The organism is Pseudomonas tritici (assembly GCF_014268275.3).
Classification (GTDB): Bacteria; Pseudomonadota; Gammaproteobacteria; order Pseudomonadales; family Pseudomonadaceae; genus Aquipseudomonas; species Aquipseudomonas tritici.
Genome location: NZ_CP077084.1, coordinates 2,156,863 through 2,173,216, shown reverse-complemented (window position 1 = coordinate 2,173,216; position 16,354 = coordinate 2,156,863). Strand labels below are relative to the sequence as shown.

The following is a 16,354-nucleotide window of genomic DNA, read 5'->3' as shown; positions in this document are numbered from 1 at the left end:
TGGATCAAATAGTTGTGAGGTTTTTAGCGCTCTCTTTGCAGACGGGCGGCATTATACATGTGATGCCCTACTCTAAAGAGGGCAATTTCCCCAGAGACGACGCGCGCGATGACCGGTGAGATCAACCTTCCTACGCTTCCACCTGCTACTGCGGCCGGGCCCAGCCTTGCGCCTGCGGCCGGTGAATTGCTGAAACTGCTGGAGCCGCAGATCGGCTTGATCGACCCCGGGAAAACCGCGAACGCCGAAGTGATCGCCCTGAAACAAGGCGGTGAAGCCTTTCAGTTGCTACTCAAATTGACCTTGGAAGGTGGCCGCCAGACCCTGGTGCAAGCCAGCAGCGCCCAACCCTTGCCGCTGGGCAGCAATGTCGCGGTCAGCCAGACGCCCGCCGGCAACCTGACGCTCAGCCTGCAGCAGGCCTTGAGCGCGAATGTAGCCGCCCTCACCCGCATCGATACCAATCAGATGCCGGTGGGCACGCTGTTGCAGGCCAAGGTGCTGACCACCCAAATGCTGCCCCAAGGCACGGCGCAACCGGCGATTTACCGCTCACTGGTGACCGTGCTCAACAGCGCACTGACGGGCGCCACCCTGACCGTGGAAAGCCCGCAGCCGTTGCGCGTCGGCAGCCTGCTCAGTGCCGTGGTGCAGAACGCGCAAACCTTGAATTTTGTACCCTTGAGCGGGCTCAAGGATCAGTTGGCCGTCACGCAGCAACTGTCGACCCAACAAAGTCGCCAAGGCTCGCTGGATGCGGTGTTCACTGCGCTGCAAAACCTGCCGCGCGGCGACAGCACCTCCGCCAACCTGCGCGCCGCCGCCGACCGTTTGCTGGCCGCCTTGCCGGATTTGGCCCAGGTCAGCAACCCCAAGGTGCTCGCGCAAGTCATCCAGAACAGCGGGGCGTTTCTTGAAGCCAAGCTGCTTGCCGGGCAAAACCCGCAAGTTCCCCCACTGGACATGAAAGGTGCCTTGCTGCGCCTGGTCGCGGACTTGTTGCCCGCCCTGCCCGCCAGCACCAACCTGAACGCCATCCTCGCCGCCAATACCCTGGCCCAGGTGCTGCCCAACTTCGTACGCAGCCCGCTGAACACCCTCGGCCAAGTCAGCGCCCGACAGCTGCCCGCTGGCTTTCCGCTGCCCGAACGCCTGATGGCCAAACTGGAAGGCGAAGGCGACCTGGAAAACCTGCTGCGCCTGGCCGCCGGGGCTATCTCGCGCTTGCAAAGCCATCAACTGTCGAGCCTGGAGCAGACCGGCACCACCGCCGACGGTCGCCTACAAACCACGTGGCAGTTGGAAATCCCTATGCGCACCCTGCAGGACATCGTGCCCTTGCAGGTCAAGTTCCAGCGCGAAGAACCGGCGCCGGACAAAGACCAGCCCGAACGCAAAGACAAGAAGGACGCCAAACAGATGCTCTGGCGCGTCGAGTTGGCGTTTGATATGGAGCCACTGGGGCCGTTGCAGGTCCAGGCGCAACTGAGCCAGGGCAAACTGTCCAGCCAGCTGTGGGCGACCCGGCCATTCACCGCCAGCCTGATCGAAAGCCACTTGGGCAACCTGCGCGAACGCCTGGTGACCTCGGGCCTCAACGTCGGCGACCTCGACTGCCACCTCGGCACCCCGCCGCGCGGGCCCAAAACCGGATTGGAGCAACGCTGGGTGGATGAGACCGCATGAAAAACCCAAGCCCTCCGCGCCAGGCGATTGCCCTCAAGTACGACGGCCAGCAGGCACCCACCCTGACGGCCAAGGGCGATGATGCCCTGGCCGAAGCGATCCTGAAGTTGGCGCGGGAAAATGAAGTGCCCATCTATGAAAACGCAGAGCTGGTGAAGCTGCTGGCGCGCATGGAGTTGGGCGACAGCATTCCGGAGGAGTTGTACCGCACGATTGCCGAGATCATTGCGTTTGCCTGGACGTTGAAAGGCAAGTTTCCGGTGGGGTATGACCCGCATGCGGGGCCGGTGGAGCGCGACGTGACCGAACGTGGGGATGACTACTGAATCAGCCGGGCATCACACCGGCCAACACGCGGGCCGCGACCGACGTGGCAACGGGCTTGCGCTGCGCATGCTGCTTCAACGCCTGCTCGAACGTCTGCCCCTCGTACCGCCGCAATGCTGCACCGAACGCGCTGGCCTGAGCCGGCGGAAGTGGAGCAGTGAAGGCCTCGATGAACTGCGCGTTAATGACGGTGTTGCGAACATTGTCTATCTCCGCCTTGATGGAACGGCTATCTCGGGCAGTAACATGATCGAACAGGACCTGATCCTTGATCACAAACGCCTTCGTACCTGGTGCGCGCTGGGCGACGAGCACGTTTTGCTGACCGTCCCAGGCCGACAGTGAATACTCTTTGAGCCTGCCCTGATTGCTCTTGACCGACTCGATACTCTGGCCACGATGCTCCAGACCCGCACTGAAAAACTGGCTCAGGACATTGAAGTCCATCACCGCCTCATCCGTCCCACGTTTGAGAATCCGGCAGCACAAGGTCGCCAGGTCCACCTGGATATCATGGAAATGCAGCTTGGGCGCTTGGCTCAAACGTGCGACATCGGCGATCTTCTGATTGAAGTCATTTGGCCACAGGTACAACGCGTCCCGCGTCAATGGCTGCCCCAAGCGCTTTTCCATAGGCCCCATGAACTGCTGAACCAGTGCCGCGCCCTGATCATGCACTTGCAGCATGCTGGTACCGGGCATACGGTTCTGGATCATATTCTTCACAACATCGGTGTTGAGCGCGAACTGGCCAGTCAGAAAGGTGGTTTTACCCGCTGACGGCGCACCGCGAACTATCGAGACATCTTGCGACACGGCAGGTGCCTGGTCGTGGAGGATTGACTGGAACTGCGTCAGGTACTTCTCTGCCAACTGCGCCGTCAGATTTTTCAGGATGTTGGCATTGAGGCTTTCCACCTCAGGCAGCCAGACGTTTCTTTTGCCCAGAGCCTGCGCCAGTGTTGGCATACTGCTGTCAGCCGCAGCCGGGTTGGACCAGCCCAACCGCTCGTTATCCTGCAGCCGTTGCAACTGCCCTGGGTTGCGCGTCAACGCCTGCCAGGAAGTAATATTCGGATCGGCGATCATGCAGGCAAGTCGCTCTCGATAATTGTCCTCGGAAGGCGGCCGGCCAATCAATTCGCTCAAGACCCTACGCGCATTGGTTGAATTGATTGAGGCTGCAGTGAGCATGCCGGGCTCGGCGTAAACGGGCGCCTCCACGCTATTAATGGATGTAGCACGTTGGATAGTCATCGTCAGTCCTCCAGTTAACCAGAACTCGGCAAATTAGCCTGCCCGCTCAGGTTTACTCATAGGACTTTTCTTGAGCGTCAGTCAGCCACCGATGAACTGCGCGTCAGCCCATTACTTCACTCAAAGGAATGAAGTTGACCCGGTCGCCAATCGTCAATGTCGTGCCTTCCAACACCTCCACAAACCCTTGCGCCCACGCCGCACTGCGCAGCACGCCGGAACTCTGGTTGCGATAGATGATCGCCTGGCCCTGCTCGATACGCCCGCGCAGGTATTCGCGACGATTGCCCGGTTTGGGCCACACGAACCCCACCGGCACTTCAAAGCGCAGCGGCTCGACATCTTGCACGCCTTGACGGCGCAACAAATAAGGGCGCGCTAGCAGCGCAAACGTCACCAGCGTCGAGGCCGGATTGCCCGGCAGGCCGATCACCGGCACGCCTCGGAAGTGGCCGAAGGTCAGCGGCTTGCCTGGCTTGATCGCCAGTTTCCACAGCGCCAGCTCACCCTCTTCACGCAGGGCAATGCCGAGGAAGTCCGCCTCGCCTACCGACACACCGCCGGTCGACAGGATCAGGTCGACATTGCCCAGATCGGCCAGGCGAGTGCGGGTCCGGTCCAAGTCATCGGGCAGGATGCCGGCGTCGATCACTTCGCAACCCATGCGCGCCAGCCATGAGCAGAGCACGCCACGGTTGCTGTTGTAGATCTGCCCCGGCCCGAGCGGCAAGCCCGGCTCGATCAATTCATCGCCGGTGGACAACACCGCCACACGCGGTCGGCGTACTACTGCCAGGCAATCACGGCCAAGGGAAGCGGCCAGGCCCAGCTCAATCGGGCCCAGGCGCGTGCCGGCCGTTAACACAAGCTCGCCTACGGTGGTTTCCTGGCCTTGGGGGCGGATGTTCTGATCGATGTGCAGGGCTTCGGTGAAGCTCACGCGCTCGTCGGCGTGAACCACAGCGTTTTCTTGCATTTCCACACAGTCAGCACCTTCGGGAACCGGCGCGCCGGTGAAGATCCGCGCGCAGGTGCCGGTGGCCAGGGGCTGTGGCGACTGACCTGCGAAGATGCGCTGGCTCACTGCCAACGGTTCACCGGTCCAGTCCGCCAAGCGCACGGCGTAACCGTCCATGGCGCTGTTCGGCCAAGGCGGCAGGTCGAGCGTAGAGATCAGGTCCTGGGCCAATACACGGCCATCGCAGTCAGCCAGGGGCAGCGTTTCCTGCTCGCGGATCGGCGCGGCTTCGGCCATCGCCAGCAGTTTTTGCAAGGCCTCTTCCACCGGCATCAGGGCGCCGGTCTTGCCAGGCTTACCCACGGGATTCACAAGGCTCGGCCTGCTTCAGGTGCGGTACGAAGTTGCACGGGCGATGACGGTTGTCCAACTGCTCGGCGAGGATGCCATCCCAGCCGGTACGCACCGCATTGGTGGAACCCGGCAGGCAGCACACCAGGGTGCCATTGGCCAAGCCTGCCAATGCGCGAGACTGCACGGTAGAGGTGCCGATATCAGCCACGGATATCTGGCGGAACAGCTCGCCAAAACCGTCGACCTGTTTATCGAGCAGGCAACTGACGGCCTCAGGCGTGCTGTCACGGCCGGTGAAGCCGGTGCCGCCGGTGATCAACACCACTTGCACCACGTCTTCGGCGATCCAGTGGGCGACTTGGGCGCGGATTTTGTAAAGGTCGTCCTTGAGCAGCACGCGCTCGGCCAGGGTATGGCCAGCGGCGGTGAGACGGTCGACGAAGACCTGGCCCGAGGTGTCGGTGTCCAGGGTGCGGGTGTCACTGACGGTCAATACAGCGATATTCAGGGGTACGAAGGGCGCATCTGCCTTGGCGTTCATGGCACGGTCCGGTTGTCGAAGGAACAGCCCGATGTTATATCACAGGCCCCCCTTTTGCTGCCGCTGCGGAACCGCCATGCCTATCGACTCATCCCCCCTGCCGTGTTCGATCCTGCTGCTATCCGGTGGGCGCGGGCAGCGCATGGGCGGCCAGGACAAAGGCCTGTTGGATTGGCGTGGCCAGCCCTTGATCGCGCATCTACAGAGCCTGGTGCGACCGCTCACGGATGACCTGATCATCTCGTGCAACCGCAACCCGCAACAGTACGCCGTCTATGCCGACCAACTGGTGAATGACGACAGCCCGGACTTTCCCGGCCCGCTCGCCGGTATCCGTGCGGGACTCGCCGCCGCGCGCCACGCGCACCTGCTGATATTGCCGTGCGATGTACCGCATATCGACGCCCGATTGCTCGCCGACCTGCGGCAGACAGCGCAGCGCAACCCGCTACTGCCAGTGATGGTGCGCCATGGTGAATTCTGGGAACCCTTGATCTGCATCATCCCTACCCACCTGCAAACTGAGGTAGAACAGGCATGGCGTGCGGGTGAACGCAGCCCACGCAAGATCTTCCTGCAACTGGGTGGCGTGGGACTGGAGTGCCCGGCGGATGACCCGCGACTGGCCAACCTTAATACGCCCGAGCTGTTACAGACGCTGTCGGGCATGTCAGAATGAACCTCGCATCAGGAACTTTGTCGGCGCCGCACGCGTCACAAGGTCAGCAATTAAAAAGTATTCTCTCGGAGACAAACTCATGACTCAACGGACCATCGCCGCTCTCATGCTTGCACTGGGCCTCGCCACCCTCGCCGGTTGCGCCTCGCCGACAGTGATCACCCTGAATGACGGTCGCGAAATCCAGGCCGTCGACACCCCGAAATACAATGAAGATTCGGGTTTCTACGAATTCGAACAACTTGACGGCAAGCGCACCCGCATCAACAAAGATCAGGTTCGCACCGTTAAAGACCTGTAAGTCTTAGCGTTTGCCACAAGGCCCGCCTCGCGCGGGCCTTGTCGTTTCCGAGGGGTTACCAGTCCAGGGTGATCTCGCTGCGGAAGCTGCGCTCAACGCCGGTGACCGGGTCGATAAAACGCACGCCCTGGGCCAGCAGCTTGAGCGGGTTGGCGTAGTCGTCCACCGCGTCCTTGATCACATCCGGGTAGAACGGGTCGTTACAGATACTCGCGCCAAGTGCCGTCATATGCACGCGCAGCTGGTGCTTCTTGCCAGTCACGGGAAACAGGCCGTAGCGCCATAGATCGCCATTCTTTTCGCGCACTTCCACAGCCGTTTCAGTGTTGGCGGCGCCAGACCCCTCCTGCATACGAAAGAACGGCTCGCCATCGACCAGGCGGCTTTTATGCACTCTGGGGAACGCCAGTTCAGGCAAGGCCGGTGCGATGGCCTCGTAGAATTTATCGATCTTGCGCGTGGGAAACAGTTGTTGATACGCGGAGCGGCTGGCCGGGTTGGCCGAGAACAGCACCAACCCCGCCGTATGCCGATCGATGCGATGCAAGGGCACCAGCGATGGATTGTCGAGGCGGCGAATCAGGCGCCGCAGCAGGGTTTGCTCGACATATTCACCGGCCGGGGTCACGGGCAGGAAATGGGGTTTGTCTGCCACCACCAGGTGCTCGTCGGCGTACAGGATGGTTTCCTGTACGGGGATGATTTTCTCGTTGGGCACTTCGCGGAAGTAATAGATGCACAGCCCTTCCTTGTAGGCCAGGTCCTGGCTGATCGGGCTGCCGTTGATATCCAATACGCGGCTGCGGGCGATGCGGTCCAGCCAATGTTCACGGCTGATCGCCGGGAAGTGTTCGCACAGGCAATCCAGCACCGTCGCCCAAGGGCCCGGTGGCAAGTACAACGTACTGGCTTGATGCTCGGAGGCGATAAAAACAGAAGTGGACATGCAGATGCTCAAGCCTTGGAAAAACCGGCAGGCATTATCCCGCATTGCGCGGGATTGAGCCTAGGGCGAATCTCAGGCCTTGGCCAACGCGGCCCGCAGAACCTTCGAGGCACTGGCGGCGTCGGTGAATTCCTTGAGCCAGCGCAGCACGTCCACCGCTTCCCAGCGGCCTGGGTCGTACAACGCGTACAACAAGCCCTGGTAACCCACCACATCCAGCTGCTTGTGATAACCGGCGCGCTGGAACAGCGCCTCGATCTCGGCGAAGCAAGTATTGAAATGCACTTTATTAAACGGCGTCTTGCCTTCCGTGACCAGGCCGTCAAGGCGCAGCTCGTTCACCGCGTCGCGCACGACATCGGCGGACATGCGATTGACGCTGCTTTTCAGTTGTTCAACATTCACCACGGGCGTTCCCTCTATTCAATCGCTGTACAAACATACAGTAACGTAATAATCGGAAACCTGCCATCGCATAAAACTCAGCGAAGGAAGGCGACAACCTGTTGTGTGTCGAATGGCCAATCCAGTTCCGCCCCGGTGTCTACCCGGCGAAGCACCGGGATCCGCAGGCCGTAGGCTTCGGTCAGGTCTTCGGGGTCGGTGATATCCACCAGTTCCACCAGCAACCCGTGTTCGACGAGCGGCATGATTTCGGCTTCGGCGATTTCACAAAGATGGCAACCCAGGGAGCCGAATAACTGGCATTCAGGAAGCATGGCAATGGACCTGGTCAGAAAACAGGCCACCATTCTAAGCCCGGTTACGGCCTCTCGCCCACCCTCACTAAAACCCTGACCCAGGTCACCATGGCGTATAACTGATTCGGCGATTCTCGCGGCTTTTTGCCTGCCCCCTAGCAACGGAGATGCATGTGTTTGCCAACCTGCTGATCATTTTGGCCTCATCCCTGGTGGTGATTGCGCTGTTTCGCCGGTTGCGATTGCCGCCCGTGCTGGGCTACCTGTGCGTCGGCCTGGCCGTGGGGCCCACCGCGCTGGACTGGGTGAATGACAGCGAGGACCTGCCCGACCTCGCCGAACTCGGTGTGGTGTTTCTGCTGTTCTCCCTGGGCCTGGAATTTTCCCTGACCAGGATGCTCGCCTTGCGCCGTGTGGTGTTTGGCCTGGGCAGTTTGCAGGTGCTGGGGTGCGCAGTACTGCTGGGCGGATTATTGATGGCCTTTGGTGTGGCGCCGGGCATCGCCCTGTTGCTGGGGGCAGGGCTGGCGTTGTCATCCACGGCGATTGTCAGCAAGGAGCTGACCAGCCTTGGTGAAATCTTCAGCAGCCACGGCCAGAACGCGATTGGCGTGTTGCTGTTTCAGGACGTAGTGGCGGTGTTGCTGCTGACCCTGGTGCCGGTGTTTGCCGGCACCGGTGAGCAAGCCTGGTACCTGGCGCTGCCGCTGACACTCGGCAAAACCGTGTTCTTGTTTGTCGGCCTGCTGCTCGCCAGCCGTTGGCTGTTGCCGCGTTTGTTCCGCGAGGTCGCCGCCTCCCATTCGGCAGAGCTGTTTGTGCTGCTGGCGCTGGTGATTGTGTTGCTGACCGCCTGGCTCACCCACCTGCTTGGGCTCTCCCCTGCGCTGGGTGCGTTCCTCGCCGGCATGTTGTTAGGGGAAAGCCACTACCGCCATCAGATCGAGGCGGATATCCGCCCGTTTCGCGACATCTTGCTGGGGCTGTTTTTCGTCAGCATCGGCATGCTCATCGACCTGCAACTGTTCGTCAGCCATAGCCTGCTGATCCTCGGCATGACCCTGGCATTGATGGTGGCCAAAGGCTGTGTGGTCGCCGCGCTGGTCAAGCTGCGTGGCAGCGACAGTGAAACCGCCTGGCGCAGTGGCCTGGCCCTGGCCCAGGGTGGCGAGTTCTGTTTTGCGTTGATGGCGCAGATGCAGCAAAGCCGTCTGATCCCGGATGAATTCAACGGCCTGCTGCTCGCTGCCACGTTCTGTTCGATGTTGCTGACGCCGCTGCTGTTGCGCGCCGCACCACGCATTGCCCTGCGCCTGCACCGCAAGCCCAACCAGCAAGTGCAGTTGGAAGAAATCACCGCGCTGAACGCCGAGTTGCGCGGGCACGCAGTGATTTGCGGGTATGGACGCGTAGGCCAATCCATCGGACGTTTCCTACGCAATGAGCAACAGGCGTTTATCGCCCTGGATGACGACCCGGAACGGGTCCAGGAAGCCACCACCGAAGACAGCAGCGTGCATTACGGCGATTGCCGGCGTGGTGCCCTGCTCAGTGCAGTCGGCCTGGAGCGTGCACGGTTGGTGGTGATTGCGGTGGACAACAGCGACGTTGCCTTGGTGGTGTTGAAAGAAGCGCGCCGGATCAACCCCGAAGTGCCGATTCTGGTGCGCACCCGCGATGACAGCCAACTGGCCGAACTGAAAGCCGCGGGCGCCAATGAAGTGGTGCCCGAGCTGTTGGAGTCGAGCCTGATGCTCGCCTCCCATGCCTTGATCCTGCTAGGCCTGCCGGACCAACAGGTACAGGCGCGTGTCGATGAAGTGCGGCAGAACCGCTATCACCTGCTGCACGGTTTTTACTCGCACCCGAACAACGCAGAAGAGGCGCCGATCAATCCTGACTGACCGCGCCGATCTTGTGGATCGACAGGTCCGCGCCGTAGTACTCCTCTTCCTGGCTCAGGCGCAGCCCGGTCACGCGCTTGATCACGCCGTACACCAACAGGCCGCCGGCCAGCGCCACCAGCACACCGAGGGCGGTGCCGATCAACTGGCTGATCAGGCTGACACCCCCCAGCCCACCGAGGGCGGTCTGGCCGAAAATGCCACAAGCGATGCCGCCCCACACCCCGCACAGGCCGTGCAACGGCCACACACCCAGTACGTCATCGATCTTCCAGCGATCCTGGGCCGCGATGAAGAACCACACGAACACACCACCGGCGACTGCCCCCGTGACCAGCGCGCCCACCGGGTGCATCAGGTCGGAGCCCGCGCAGATCGCCACCAGCCCGGCCAATGGACCGTTATGCAGGAAGCCTGGGTCATTGCGACCGATGACCAGGGCCGCAACCGTGCCGCCGACCATGGCCATCAGCGAATTGACTGCCACCAGGCCACTGACGCCGTTGAGGGTTTGCGCGCTCATCACGTTGAAGCCAAACCAACCGACGATCAAAATCCACGAGCCCAACGCCAGGAACGGAATGCTCGACGGTGCAAACGCTACCAGGCGCCCGTCGCGGTAGCGCCCATTGCGCGGGCCCAGCAACAACACCGCCGCCAGCGCCAGCCAGCCGCCCATGGCGTGCACCACCACGGAACCGGCGAAGTCGTGGAAGCTGGCGCCAAAGGTCGCGAGCAGCCAGGCCTGCAGGCCGAAATTGCCGTTCCACACCATGCCTTCGAAAAACGGGTAGATAAACGCCACAATCAACGCCGTTGCGCAGAGCTGCGGAGCAAACCGCGCACGCTCGGCGATACCGCCGGAAATAATCGCCGGGATCGCCGCCGCGAAGGTCAGCAGGAAAAAGAACTTCACCAACCCATAACCATGATCGGCACTGATCACAGCGGCCGGTTGCATGAAGCTCACACCGTAGGAGATCCAATAGCCTATAAAGAAATAGGCCAGCGTGGAAATGGCGAAGTCGCTGAGGATCTTCGACAAGGCGTTGACCTGGTTTTTCTGGCGCACGGTGCCCACTTCCAGGAACGCGAAGCCGGCGTGCATGGCCAGCACCATGACCGCACCGATCAGGATAAACAGGGTATTGGAACTATGGACGAGGGTGTCCACTGCACTTTGCAGATTTTCCATGGAGGTTGGCAGGCCTGTAATAAAGGCAAAAAGCACCAAAGCGGTTCAAGCCAGGGTTGCGCGCACTAAATTGGCACCGCCGGCCCCACCCCTCTACAGAGGATGTGAACCGCTTTAGCGCAGCGATCAACACAACAGGCCGTTGCCGAAAGGGTTTTTCCGCGGGTTTCAGTTATTTAGGGTAAGGTTTTTCAAGGCATTGCCTAAAGCCGCCCGGATTCAGCGCAAGCCCCGGGGCCTGCGCACCAAGGCAAAGCAAAAGCTGTACCAGACAATTGCACTGAACCTTCACCGATGCCGGTGACTCGAAACCACTACGTATCGAACCGACGTACCGATCAGCCAATCACGGAGATAACCATGGCCAGAAGAACTGCAAAGACTGCTCAAGAAATATTGATGGCGGATTTTCAAACCTTGGTGACTGACACCGAACGGTTGCTGGATGACACCAAGGTGCTTGCCGGTGACCAGGCCGATGAGCTGCGCGCGAAGATTCATGACACGCTGCTGCAGGCCCGCGAAACCCTGAAACAGACCGAAGAGTCCCTGCGCGAACGTGGCCAGGCGGCGGTCACCGCCACTGAAGATTACGTGCAGGCCAACCCTTGGCAGTCGGTGGGCATTGCCGCCGGCGTGGGCTTTCTGATCGGCCTGTTGGCCACAAGGCGCTAATCATGTCTATCGGCGAAACTGGCTCGTCCACGGGCACTACCTCAAGACGTTTGGGCGCGGCCGTGTTGGGCTTGCTGCACAGCCACGTCGAATTGTTTGGCATTGAATTGCAGGAACAGAAGGCCCGCACCGTCAGCCTGCTGCTGTTTGCCGGCCTGGCGCTGGTGTTTGCGCTGCTGTTGCTGGTGGGGCTGTCGACCTTGGTGATGATCCTGGTGTGGGACACCGGCTACCGCCTGACCGGGATCATCTGCCTCTGCGTGTTCTACACGCTGGCCGCAGCGTTCTGCGGGGTACGCTTGAAAGCGGCGGTGTTCGATGAGTCCACGCCGTTCCACGCCACCCTCGAAGAGCTGGCCAATGACCGGGAGCGCCTGCTGCCATGACTCAACTACCGACAAACACCTCACGGCGGGAAATGCGCAAGGCGTTGATTCGCCTGCGCATGGAAATGCACCGCCAGGAGATTCGACACGAATCCCAGCAATTGATGTCGCCCTTGAACAAGGTGCGCAACCTGGGCCAGAACTTTCAGGACGGCCTGGGCATCAAGCACGCGCCGCTGTGGGGCGTGGCCGCTGTGACGCTGATGGGCTTCTTTACCGGTAAGGGCGCCAAGGGCGGCGGTATCGGCAGCCTGACGCGCATGGTGCGCCTGGGCGCCGGCTTGATCCCGCTGATCAAACTGGCCATGCAGGGTTCATCGCGCAAAGGTTGAGCCTGGCTGGCTGCATTCTTGCTAACAGAATCGGCCCGACCCTCGTTTTCGAGGGCCGGGCCTTTTTTTCGCCACCTCGCTTAAGGAGGCCCCGTGATCGACGGGCAACCGCTCGCCTGCTTCCAGCCATTTATCGACACCGCCACCGGCCGCATCGCCGGCGTTGAGGCCCTGGGCCGTCTGCGCCAGGCTGACGGCCGCTTGCAGTCCGTGGGCCCGCTGTTCGCCGACCCACGCACGCCGGGCGTGACCTTGCGCCGTCTCGACCGGCAGATCCGTGACAACGCACTGAGCCGCTTGCACGAAGCCCCCGAAGATTGGTTCCTGAGCTTGAACATCTCGCCGCGCTGGATCAATCGCCTGCGCCCGGGCCAAGCCTTGCCGAGCCTGAAGCAGATCCACAGCCATGGCGTCGACCCACGACGCATCGTGTTCGAGATCACCGAACTGGGCGGCGACATCCAGCGCCTGGCCGACGTGGTGGTGCGTTATCGCGAGGCCGGCGCGCGAATCGCCATCGATGACTTTGGCGCTGGCTATTCGCAGCTCGACCGGGTGCTGGCATTGCAGCCGGATATTCTCAAGCTGGACATGCGCCTGTTCCAGGCCGCCGCCCGCGGCGGGCCGAGCAGCGAAGTGGTCAGGGCATTGGCGCAAATGGCGGAGAAGACCGGGTGCTGGATCATCGCCGAAGGCGTGGAAACCGAGGCGCAGTTAAGCTTCGCCCTGGAGTGTGGTTCGCGCTATGTGCAGGGCTATCTGTTTGCCCAGGCGCAGCTGGACTGGTTCGCCGCCGACGCCTTCGTCTCGCGTTTCGCCCAGTTGCGCACCGCGTATGTCCAACAAAAGCTCGCAGAGCGTGGGCGCATCATGCAATTGCGCCAGCAATTGGCCGAGCTGATGAACATCCTGCAAACCTGGGCGCAGGCCCAGGCGCCGTTGAGCGAGTTGCCGCAACTGCCGGCCTTTCCCTGGCTGCTGCGCTTCTACCAGTGCGACCGGCATGGCACGCAGCTGACCCCCAACTTCGAATGGCGCCAGGACGCCTGGCAGGCCGACAGTCGCTACCTGGGCCATAACTGGTCGTGGCGCCCGTACTTCTATCACCTGCTGGCCGAGGGGTGGGAGGAGCGGCGCCTGACCCTGTCTTCGACCTACCGCGACGCGACCACCAATCAGTATTGCCTCACGGCCGGACAATTCTTCGATAACGGTCAGCGTTTGCTGTTAATCGATATCGACGCAGCCGGGCTGTAGATTTTCGCTTGCCCAGGTCGCGCTGAACCGGGAAGCTGGGAGGGTCATTCACCGTACGGAGAGTACCCGCCTTGGATTGGCCCACCCTGCTGACTCGCGAACGTCTTGGCAAACCGCTGCACAGCCCGGAAGAACTGGGGCGTAGCCCGTTTCACAAAGACCACGACCGTATTATCTTCTCCGGCGCATTTCGCCGCCTGGGCCGCAAGACCCAGGTACACCCGGTCTCCAGCAACGACCACATCCATACACGCCTGACCCACTCCCTGGAAGTGAGCTGTGTGGGCCGCTCCCTCGGCATGCGCGTCGGCGAGACCTTGCGCAGCGCCCTGCCCGACTGGTGCGACCCGAGCGACCTGGGCATGGTGGTGCAATCGGCCTGCCTGGCCCACGACATCGGCAACCCGCCATTCGGGCATTCCGGCGAAGACGCCATCCGCCACTGGTTCCAGCAGGCTGCAGGGCGCGGCTGGCTGGACGACATGAGCAGCGCCGAACGCAATGACTTCCTCAACTTCGAAGGCAACGCGCAGGGCTTTCGTGTGCTCACCCAACTGGAATACCACCAGTTCGACGGCGGTACGCGGCTGACCTACGCAACCCTGGGCACGTACCTGAAATACCCCTGGACCGCCCGGCACGCGGACTCGCTGGGGTACAAGAAACACAAGTTCGGCTGCTACCAGAGCGAGCTGCCGATCCTCGAGCAGATCGCCCACAAGCTCGGCCTGCCGCAACTCGAGGATCAGCGCTGGGCCCGGCATCCGCTGGTGTATCTGATGGAGGCGGCAGACGACATTTGCTACGCCTTGATCGACTTGGAAGACGGTCTGGAAATGGAGTTGCTGGAGTACACCGAAGTCGAGTCGCTGCTGCTGGACCTGGTGGGCGATGACCTGCCACAGACCTATCGCCAACTCGGCGCCCAGGACTCCCGTCGACGCAAGTTGGCGATCCTGCGTGGCAAGGCCATCGAGCATTTGACCAACGCGGCGGCACGGGCCTTCGTGGAACAGCAAGACGCTTTGTTGGCCGGCACCCTGCCCGGGGATCTGGTGGAGCATATGCACGGCCCGGCCAAACGCTGCGTCCTGGATGCCAAAGACATGGCGCGCAAGAAAATCTTTCAGGACAAGCGCAAGACCCTGCATGAGATCGGCGCCTACACCACCCTCGAGATTCTCCTGAACGCCTTCTGCGGTGCCGCGCTTGAGCAACATGGCGGGCGCACGCCGTCGTTCAAGAACCGGCGCATTCTCGACTTGCTTGGCAACAACGCGCCGAACCCCGAGTGGCCGTTACACGCGTCGTTCCTACGCATGATCGACTTTATCGCGGGCATGACCGACAGCTATGCCACCGAGATGGCGCGGGAAATGACCGGACGCTCCAGCCCTCAATAACGAGCACGATCACGTCGCCTGTTTCCTGAAAGGAATCTGCCTACAAAGGGAACAGAGCGGCCTGATCGAATTCGCACAACCACCCGATGAATAATCACGCACGCTCCCGGCGACCCTGGCGATCTGTTCCTACGCGCCCCCATCGACGCTTGACTCACCGCGTGGCCCCCAATGCCCAACTACCCACTTCGTATCCTGCTGGTGGAGGATCATCCTTTTCAACTTCTCGCCACCCAGTGCCTGCTCAGAAGCTTCGGCTTCGCCCGGCTGACGCCAGCCGAAAACGCCGAGCAGGCAATCTGTTTGATGTCACGGGCCGAGGAGCCTTTCGACATCATCCTCTGTGACCAATGCTTGCCTGACCTGCCCGGACTCGAACTGATTGATATCGCCAGCCGCCGACGCTTTACCACGACCGCCATCCTGCTGAGCGGATTGCCCGTGGCGGAACTCGCCAGCCTGATATCCCAAGCGGCAGATCGTGGCCTGCCACTACTCGGTTACTTATCAAAGCCACTGAACAAGAATGAACTTGCGCACTTGCTGTGCCCTTTACTTAAGTTACAAATGTAGGAATTAAACATCATGGACTGACGAAAAACGTCGGCGCCGCACCCGTTAAATCCATGACAGCAGCATTTAGTTCACTCACTGCCACAGCACTGACATATCGCTTCACAACGCCTTAGCAGCCGGTAGGCATTTACCTTTTCTCATGTAGGACTTTTCCTGTTTTATATCTACTTCCCCCTCGACTCATGCTCCTCCCTCCTCTTCTAAGCTAATGTGCCCGCTTTATTTGCACTTGCATGGAATGTGATCATGAACTCAGTTTTTATTATCGATGACCACCCTGTTATACGACTTGCCATCCGAATGTTACTGGAGCACGAAGGGTACAAAGTGGTGGGCGAAACGGATAACGGCTGCGACGCCATACAAATGGTCCGCGAATGCCTGCCTGACCTGATTATCCTGGACATCAGCATTCCCAAGCTGGATGGGCTGGAAGTGCTCTGCCGCTTCAACGCGATGAACACGTCAATGAAGACCCTGATCCTGACAGCCCAGTCCCCCACCCTCTTCGCCACACGCTGCATGCGCTCGGGCGCCGATGGCTACGTGTGCAAGGAAGGCGATTTGAGTGAGTTGCTGAGCGCCATTCGCGCGGTGTTGTCCGGCTACAACTATTTCCCGAGCCAGGCACTGAACAGCAATGGTGTAGACGGTGTGGAATCTCAGGAACTCGAATTATTCAAGACCGTCAACGACCGCGAACTAATGGTATTGCAACTTTTTGCACAAGGCCGCACCAACAAGGAAATCGCCAAAGGTATGTTTCTGAGTAATAAAACAGTAAGCACTTATAAAAAGCGGCTGATGCAAAAACTTCAAGCCAAATCCTTGGTAGAACTTATCGAGATGGCAAAACGAAACGCGCTAGTGTGAGAA

General features: G+C 60.8%; 19 protein-coding genes. 12 read left to right on the top strand and 7 right to left on the bottom strand.

The window, feature by feature from the left end:
* Positions 1–108 precede the first annotated feature (108 nt).
* Together fliK and HU722_RS09725 are read left to right on the top strand one after the other, a co-directional pair.
* Positions 109–1,686 (top strand): flagellar hook-length control protein FliK, encoded by a 1,578-nt coding sequence (fliK, locus tag HU722_RS09730; RefSeq protein ID WP_065872703.1) that lies wholly within the window; start codon positions 109–111, stop codon positions 1,684–1,686.
* Positions 1,683–2,012: an EscU/YscU/HrcU family type III secretion system export apparatus switch protein gene (locus HU722_RS09725; RefSeq protein ID WP_065872704.1), complete on the top strand. Its 330-nt coding sequence runs from the start codon at positions 1,683–1,685 to the stop codon at positions 2,010–2,012. Before fliK ends, HU722_RS09725 begins: the two co-directional genes overlap by 4 nt.
* A 1-nt stretch (position 2,013) precedes the next feature.
* Here the strand turns inward: HU722_RS09725 and HU722_RS09720 are convergent, their stop codons facing one another.
* The 3 genes from HU722_RS09720 to moaB form a co-directional block, all read right to left on the bottom strand.
* A complete protein-coding gene (locus HU722_RS09720; protein WP_139114655.1) occupies positions 2,014–3,270 on the bottom strand; it encodes a hypothetical protein in 1,257 nt (418 codons plus the stop codon).
* Between the two features lie 103 nt (positions 3,271–3,373).
* Positions 3,374–4,600, bottom strand: coding sequence for a molybdopterin molybdotransferase MoeA (locus tag HU722_RS09715; RefSeq protein WP_065909893.1), 1,227 nt, complete (start codon positions 4,598–4,600; stop codon positions 3,374–3,376).
* A complete protein-coding gene (gene moaB / locus HU722_RS09710) occupies positions 4,584–5,123 on the bottom strand; it encodes a molybdenum cofactor biosynthesis protein B (protein ID WP_048729884.1) in 540 nt (179 codons plus the stop codon). Before moaB ends, HU722_RS09715 begins: the two co-directional genes overlap by 17 nt.
* A 76-nt stretch (positions 5,124–5,199) precedes the next feature.
* Between moaB and mobA the strand changes: the two genes are divergently transcribed.
* Complete coding sequence (gene mobA, locus HU722_RS09705) at positions 5,200–5,802, top strand: molybdenum cofactor guanylyltransferase MobA (RefSeq protein ID WP_065872707.1); 603 nt, start codon at positions 5,200–5,202, stop codon at positions 5,800–5,802.
* A gap of 79 nt (positions 5,803–5,881) precedes the next feature.
* Positions 5,882–6,103, top strand: a complete 222-nt coding sequence (locus tag HU722_RS09700; RefSeq protein ID WP_010211805.1) for a YgdI/YgdR family lipoprotein — start codon at positions 5,882–5,884, stop codon at positions 6,101–6,103.
* Between the two features lie 55 nt (positions 6,104–6,158).
* Here HU722_RS09700 and HU722_RS09695 read toward each other — a convergent pair whose 3' ends face one another.
* From HU722_RS09695 to HU722_RS09685, 3 genes are all read right to left on the bottom strand, one after another.
* Positions 6,159–7,049 carry a pseudouridine synthase gene (locus HU722_RS09695; RefSeq protein WP_065889470.1) on the bottom strand — a complete coding sequence of 297 codons (891 nt, stop codon included), beginning with the start codon at positions 7,047–7,049 and terminating at the stop codon, positions 6,159–6,161.
* Between the two features lie 72 nt (positions 7,050–7,121).
* On the bottom strand, positions 7,122–7,457 hold the full coding sequence (locus HU722_RS09690) for a transcriptional regulator (protein ID WP_065872709.1): 336 nt from the start codon (positions 7,455–7,457) through the stop codon (positions 7,122–7,124).
* A gap of 74 nt (positions 7,458–7,531) precedes the next feature.
* Complete coding sequence (locus HU722_RS09685; protein ID WP_065872759.1) at positions 7,532–7,768, bottom strand: glutaredoxin family protein; 237 nt, start codon at positions 7,766–7,768, stop codon at positions 7,532–7,534.
* 149 nt (positions 7,769–7,917) lie between these two features.
* Here HU722_RS09685 and HU722_RS09680 point away from each other — a divergent pair, with 149 nt between their 5' ends.
* Complete coding sequence (locus tag HU722_RS09680; protein ID WP_083214604.1) at positions 7,918–9,654, top strand: cation:proton antiporter; 1,737 nt, start codon at positions 7,918–7,920, stop codon at positions 9,652–9,654.
* Here the strand turns inward: HU722_RS09680 and HU722_RS09675 are convergent.
* On the bottom strand, positions 9,641–10,849 hold the full coding sequence (locus HU722_RS09675; protein ID WP_065872710.1) for an ammonium transporter: 1,209 nt from the start codon (positions 10,847–10,849) through the stop codon (positions 9,641–9,643). The two genes, HU722_RS09680 and HU722_RS09675, sit on opposite strands and share 14 nt — an antisense overlap.
* Positions 10,850–11,209: 360 nt before the next feature.
* On the opposite strand from HU722_RS09675, the gene HU722_RS09670 reads away from it, so the two are divergent.
* From HU722_RS09670 to HU722_RS09640, 7 genes are all read left to right on the top strand, one after another.
* Positions 11,210–11,524 carry an ElaB/YgaM/YqjD family protein gene (locus tag HU722_RS09670; RefSeq protein ID WP_065872711.1) on the top strand — a complete coding sequence of 105 codons (315 nt, stop codon included), beginning with the start codon at positions 11,210–11,212 and terminating at the stop codon, positions 11,522–11,524.
* A 2-nt stretch (positions 11,525–11,526) separates the two neighbouring features.
* Positions 11,527–11,910 carry a phage holin family protein gene (locus HU722_RS09665; protein WP_033901397.1) on the top strand — a complete coding sequence of 128 codons (384 nt, stop codon included), beginning with the start codon at positions 11,527–11,529 and terminating at the stop codon, positions 11,908–11,910.
* Positions 11,907–12,242: a hypothetical protein gene (locus HU722_RS09660; protein WP_065882429.1), complete on the top strand. Its 336-nt coding sequence runs from the start codon at positions 11,907–11,909 to the stop codon at positions 12,240–12,242. The genes HU722_RS09665 and HU722_RS09660 overlap by 4 nt, the downstream gene beginning before the upstream one ends.
* 93 nt (positions 12,243–12,335) lie before the next feature.
* Positions 12,336–13,499 (top strand): EAL domain-containing protein, encoded by a 1,164-nt coding sequence (locus HU722_RS09655; RefSeq protein ID WP_065872713.1) that lies wholly within the window; start codon positions 12,336–12,338, stop codon positions 13,497–13,499.
* Between the two features lie 71 nt (positions 13,500–13,570).
* On the top strand, positions 13,571–14,902 hold the full coding sequence (locus HU722_RS09650) for a deoxyguanosinetriphosphate triphosphohydrolase (RefSeq protein ID WP_065872714.1): 1,332 nt from the start codon (positions 13,571–13,573) through the stop codon (positions 14,900–14,902).
* A 171-nt stretch (positions 14,903–15,073) separates the two neighbouring features.
* Positions 15,074–15,475 (top strand): response regulator, encoded by a 402-nt coding sequence (locus HU722_RS09645; RefSeq protein ID WP_065872715.1) that lies wholly within the window; start codon positions 15,074–15,076, stop codon positions 15,473–15,475.
* Between the two features lie 249 nt (positions 15,476–15,724).
* Positions 15,725–16,351, top strand: coding sequence for a response regulator transcription factor (locus tag HU722_RS09640; protein WP_065872716.1), 627 nt, complete (start codon positions 15,725–15,727; stop codon positions 16,349–16,351).
* Positions 16,352–16,354 lie beyond the last annotated feature (3 nt).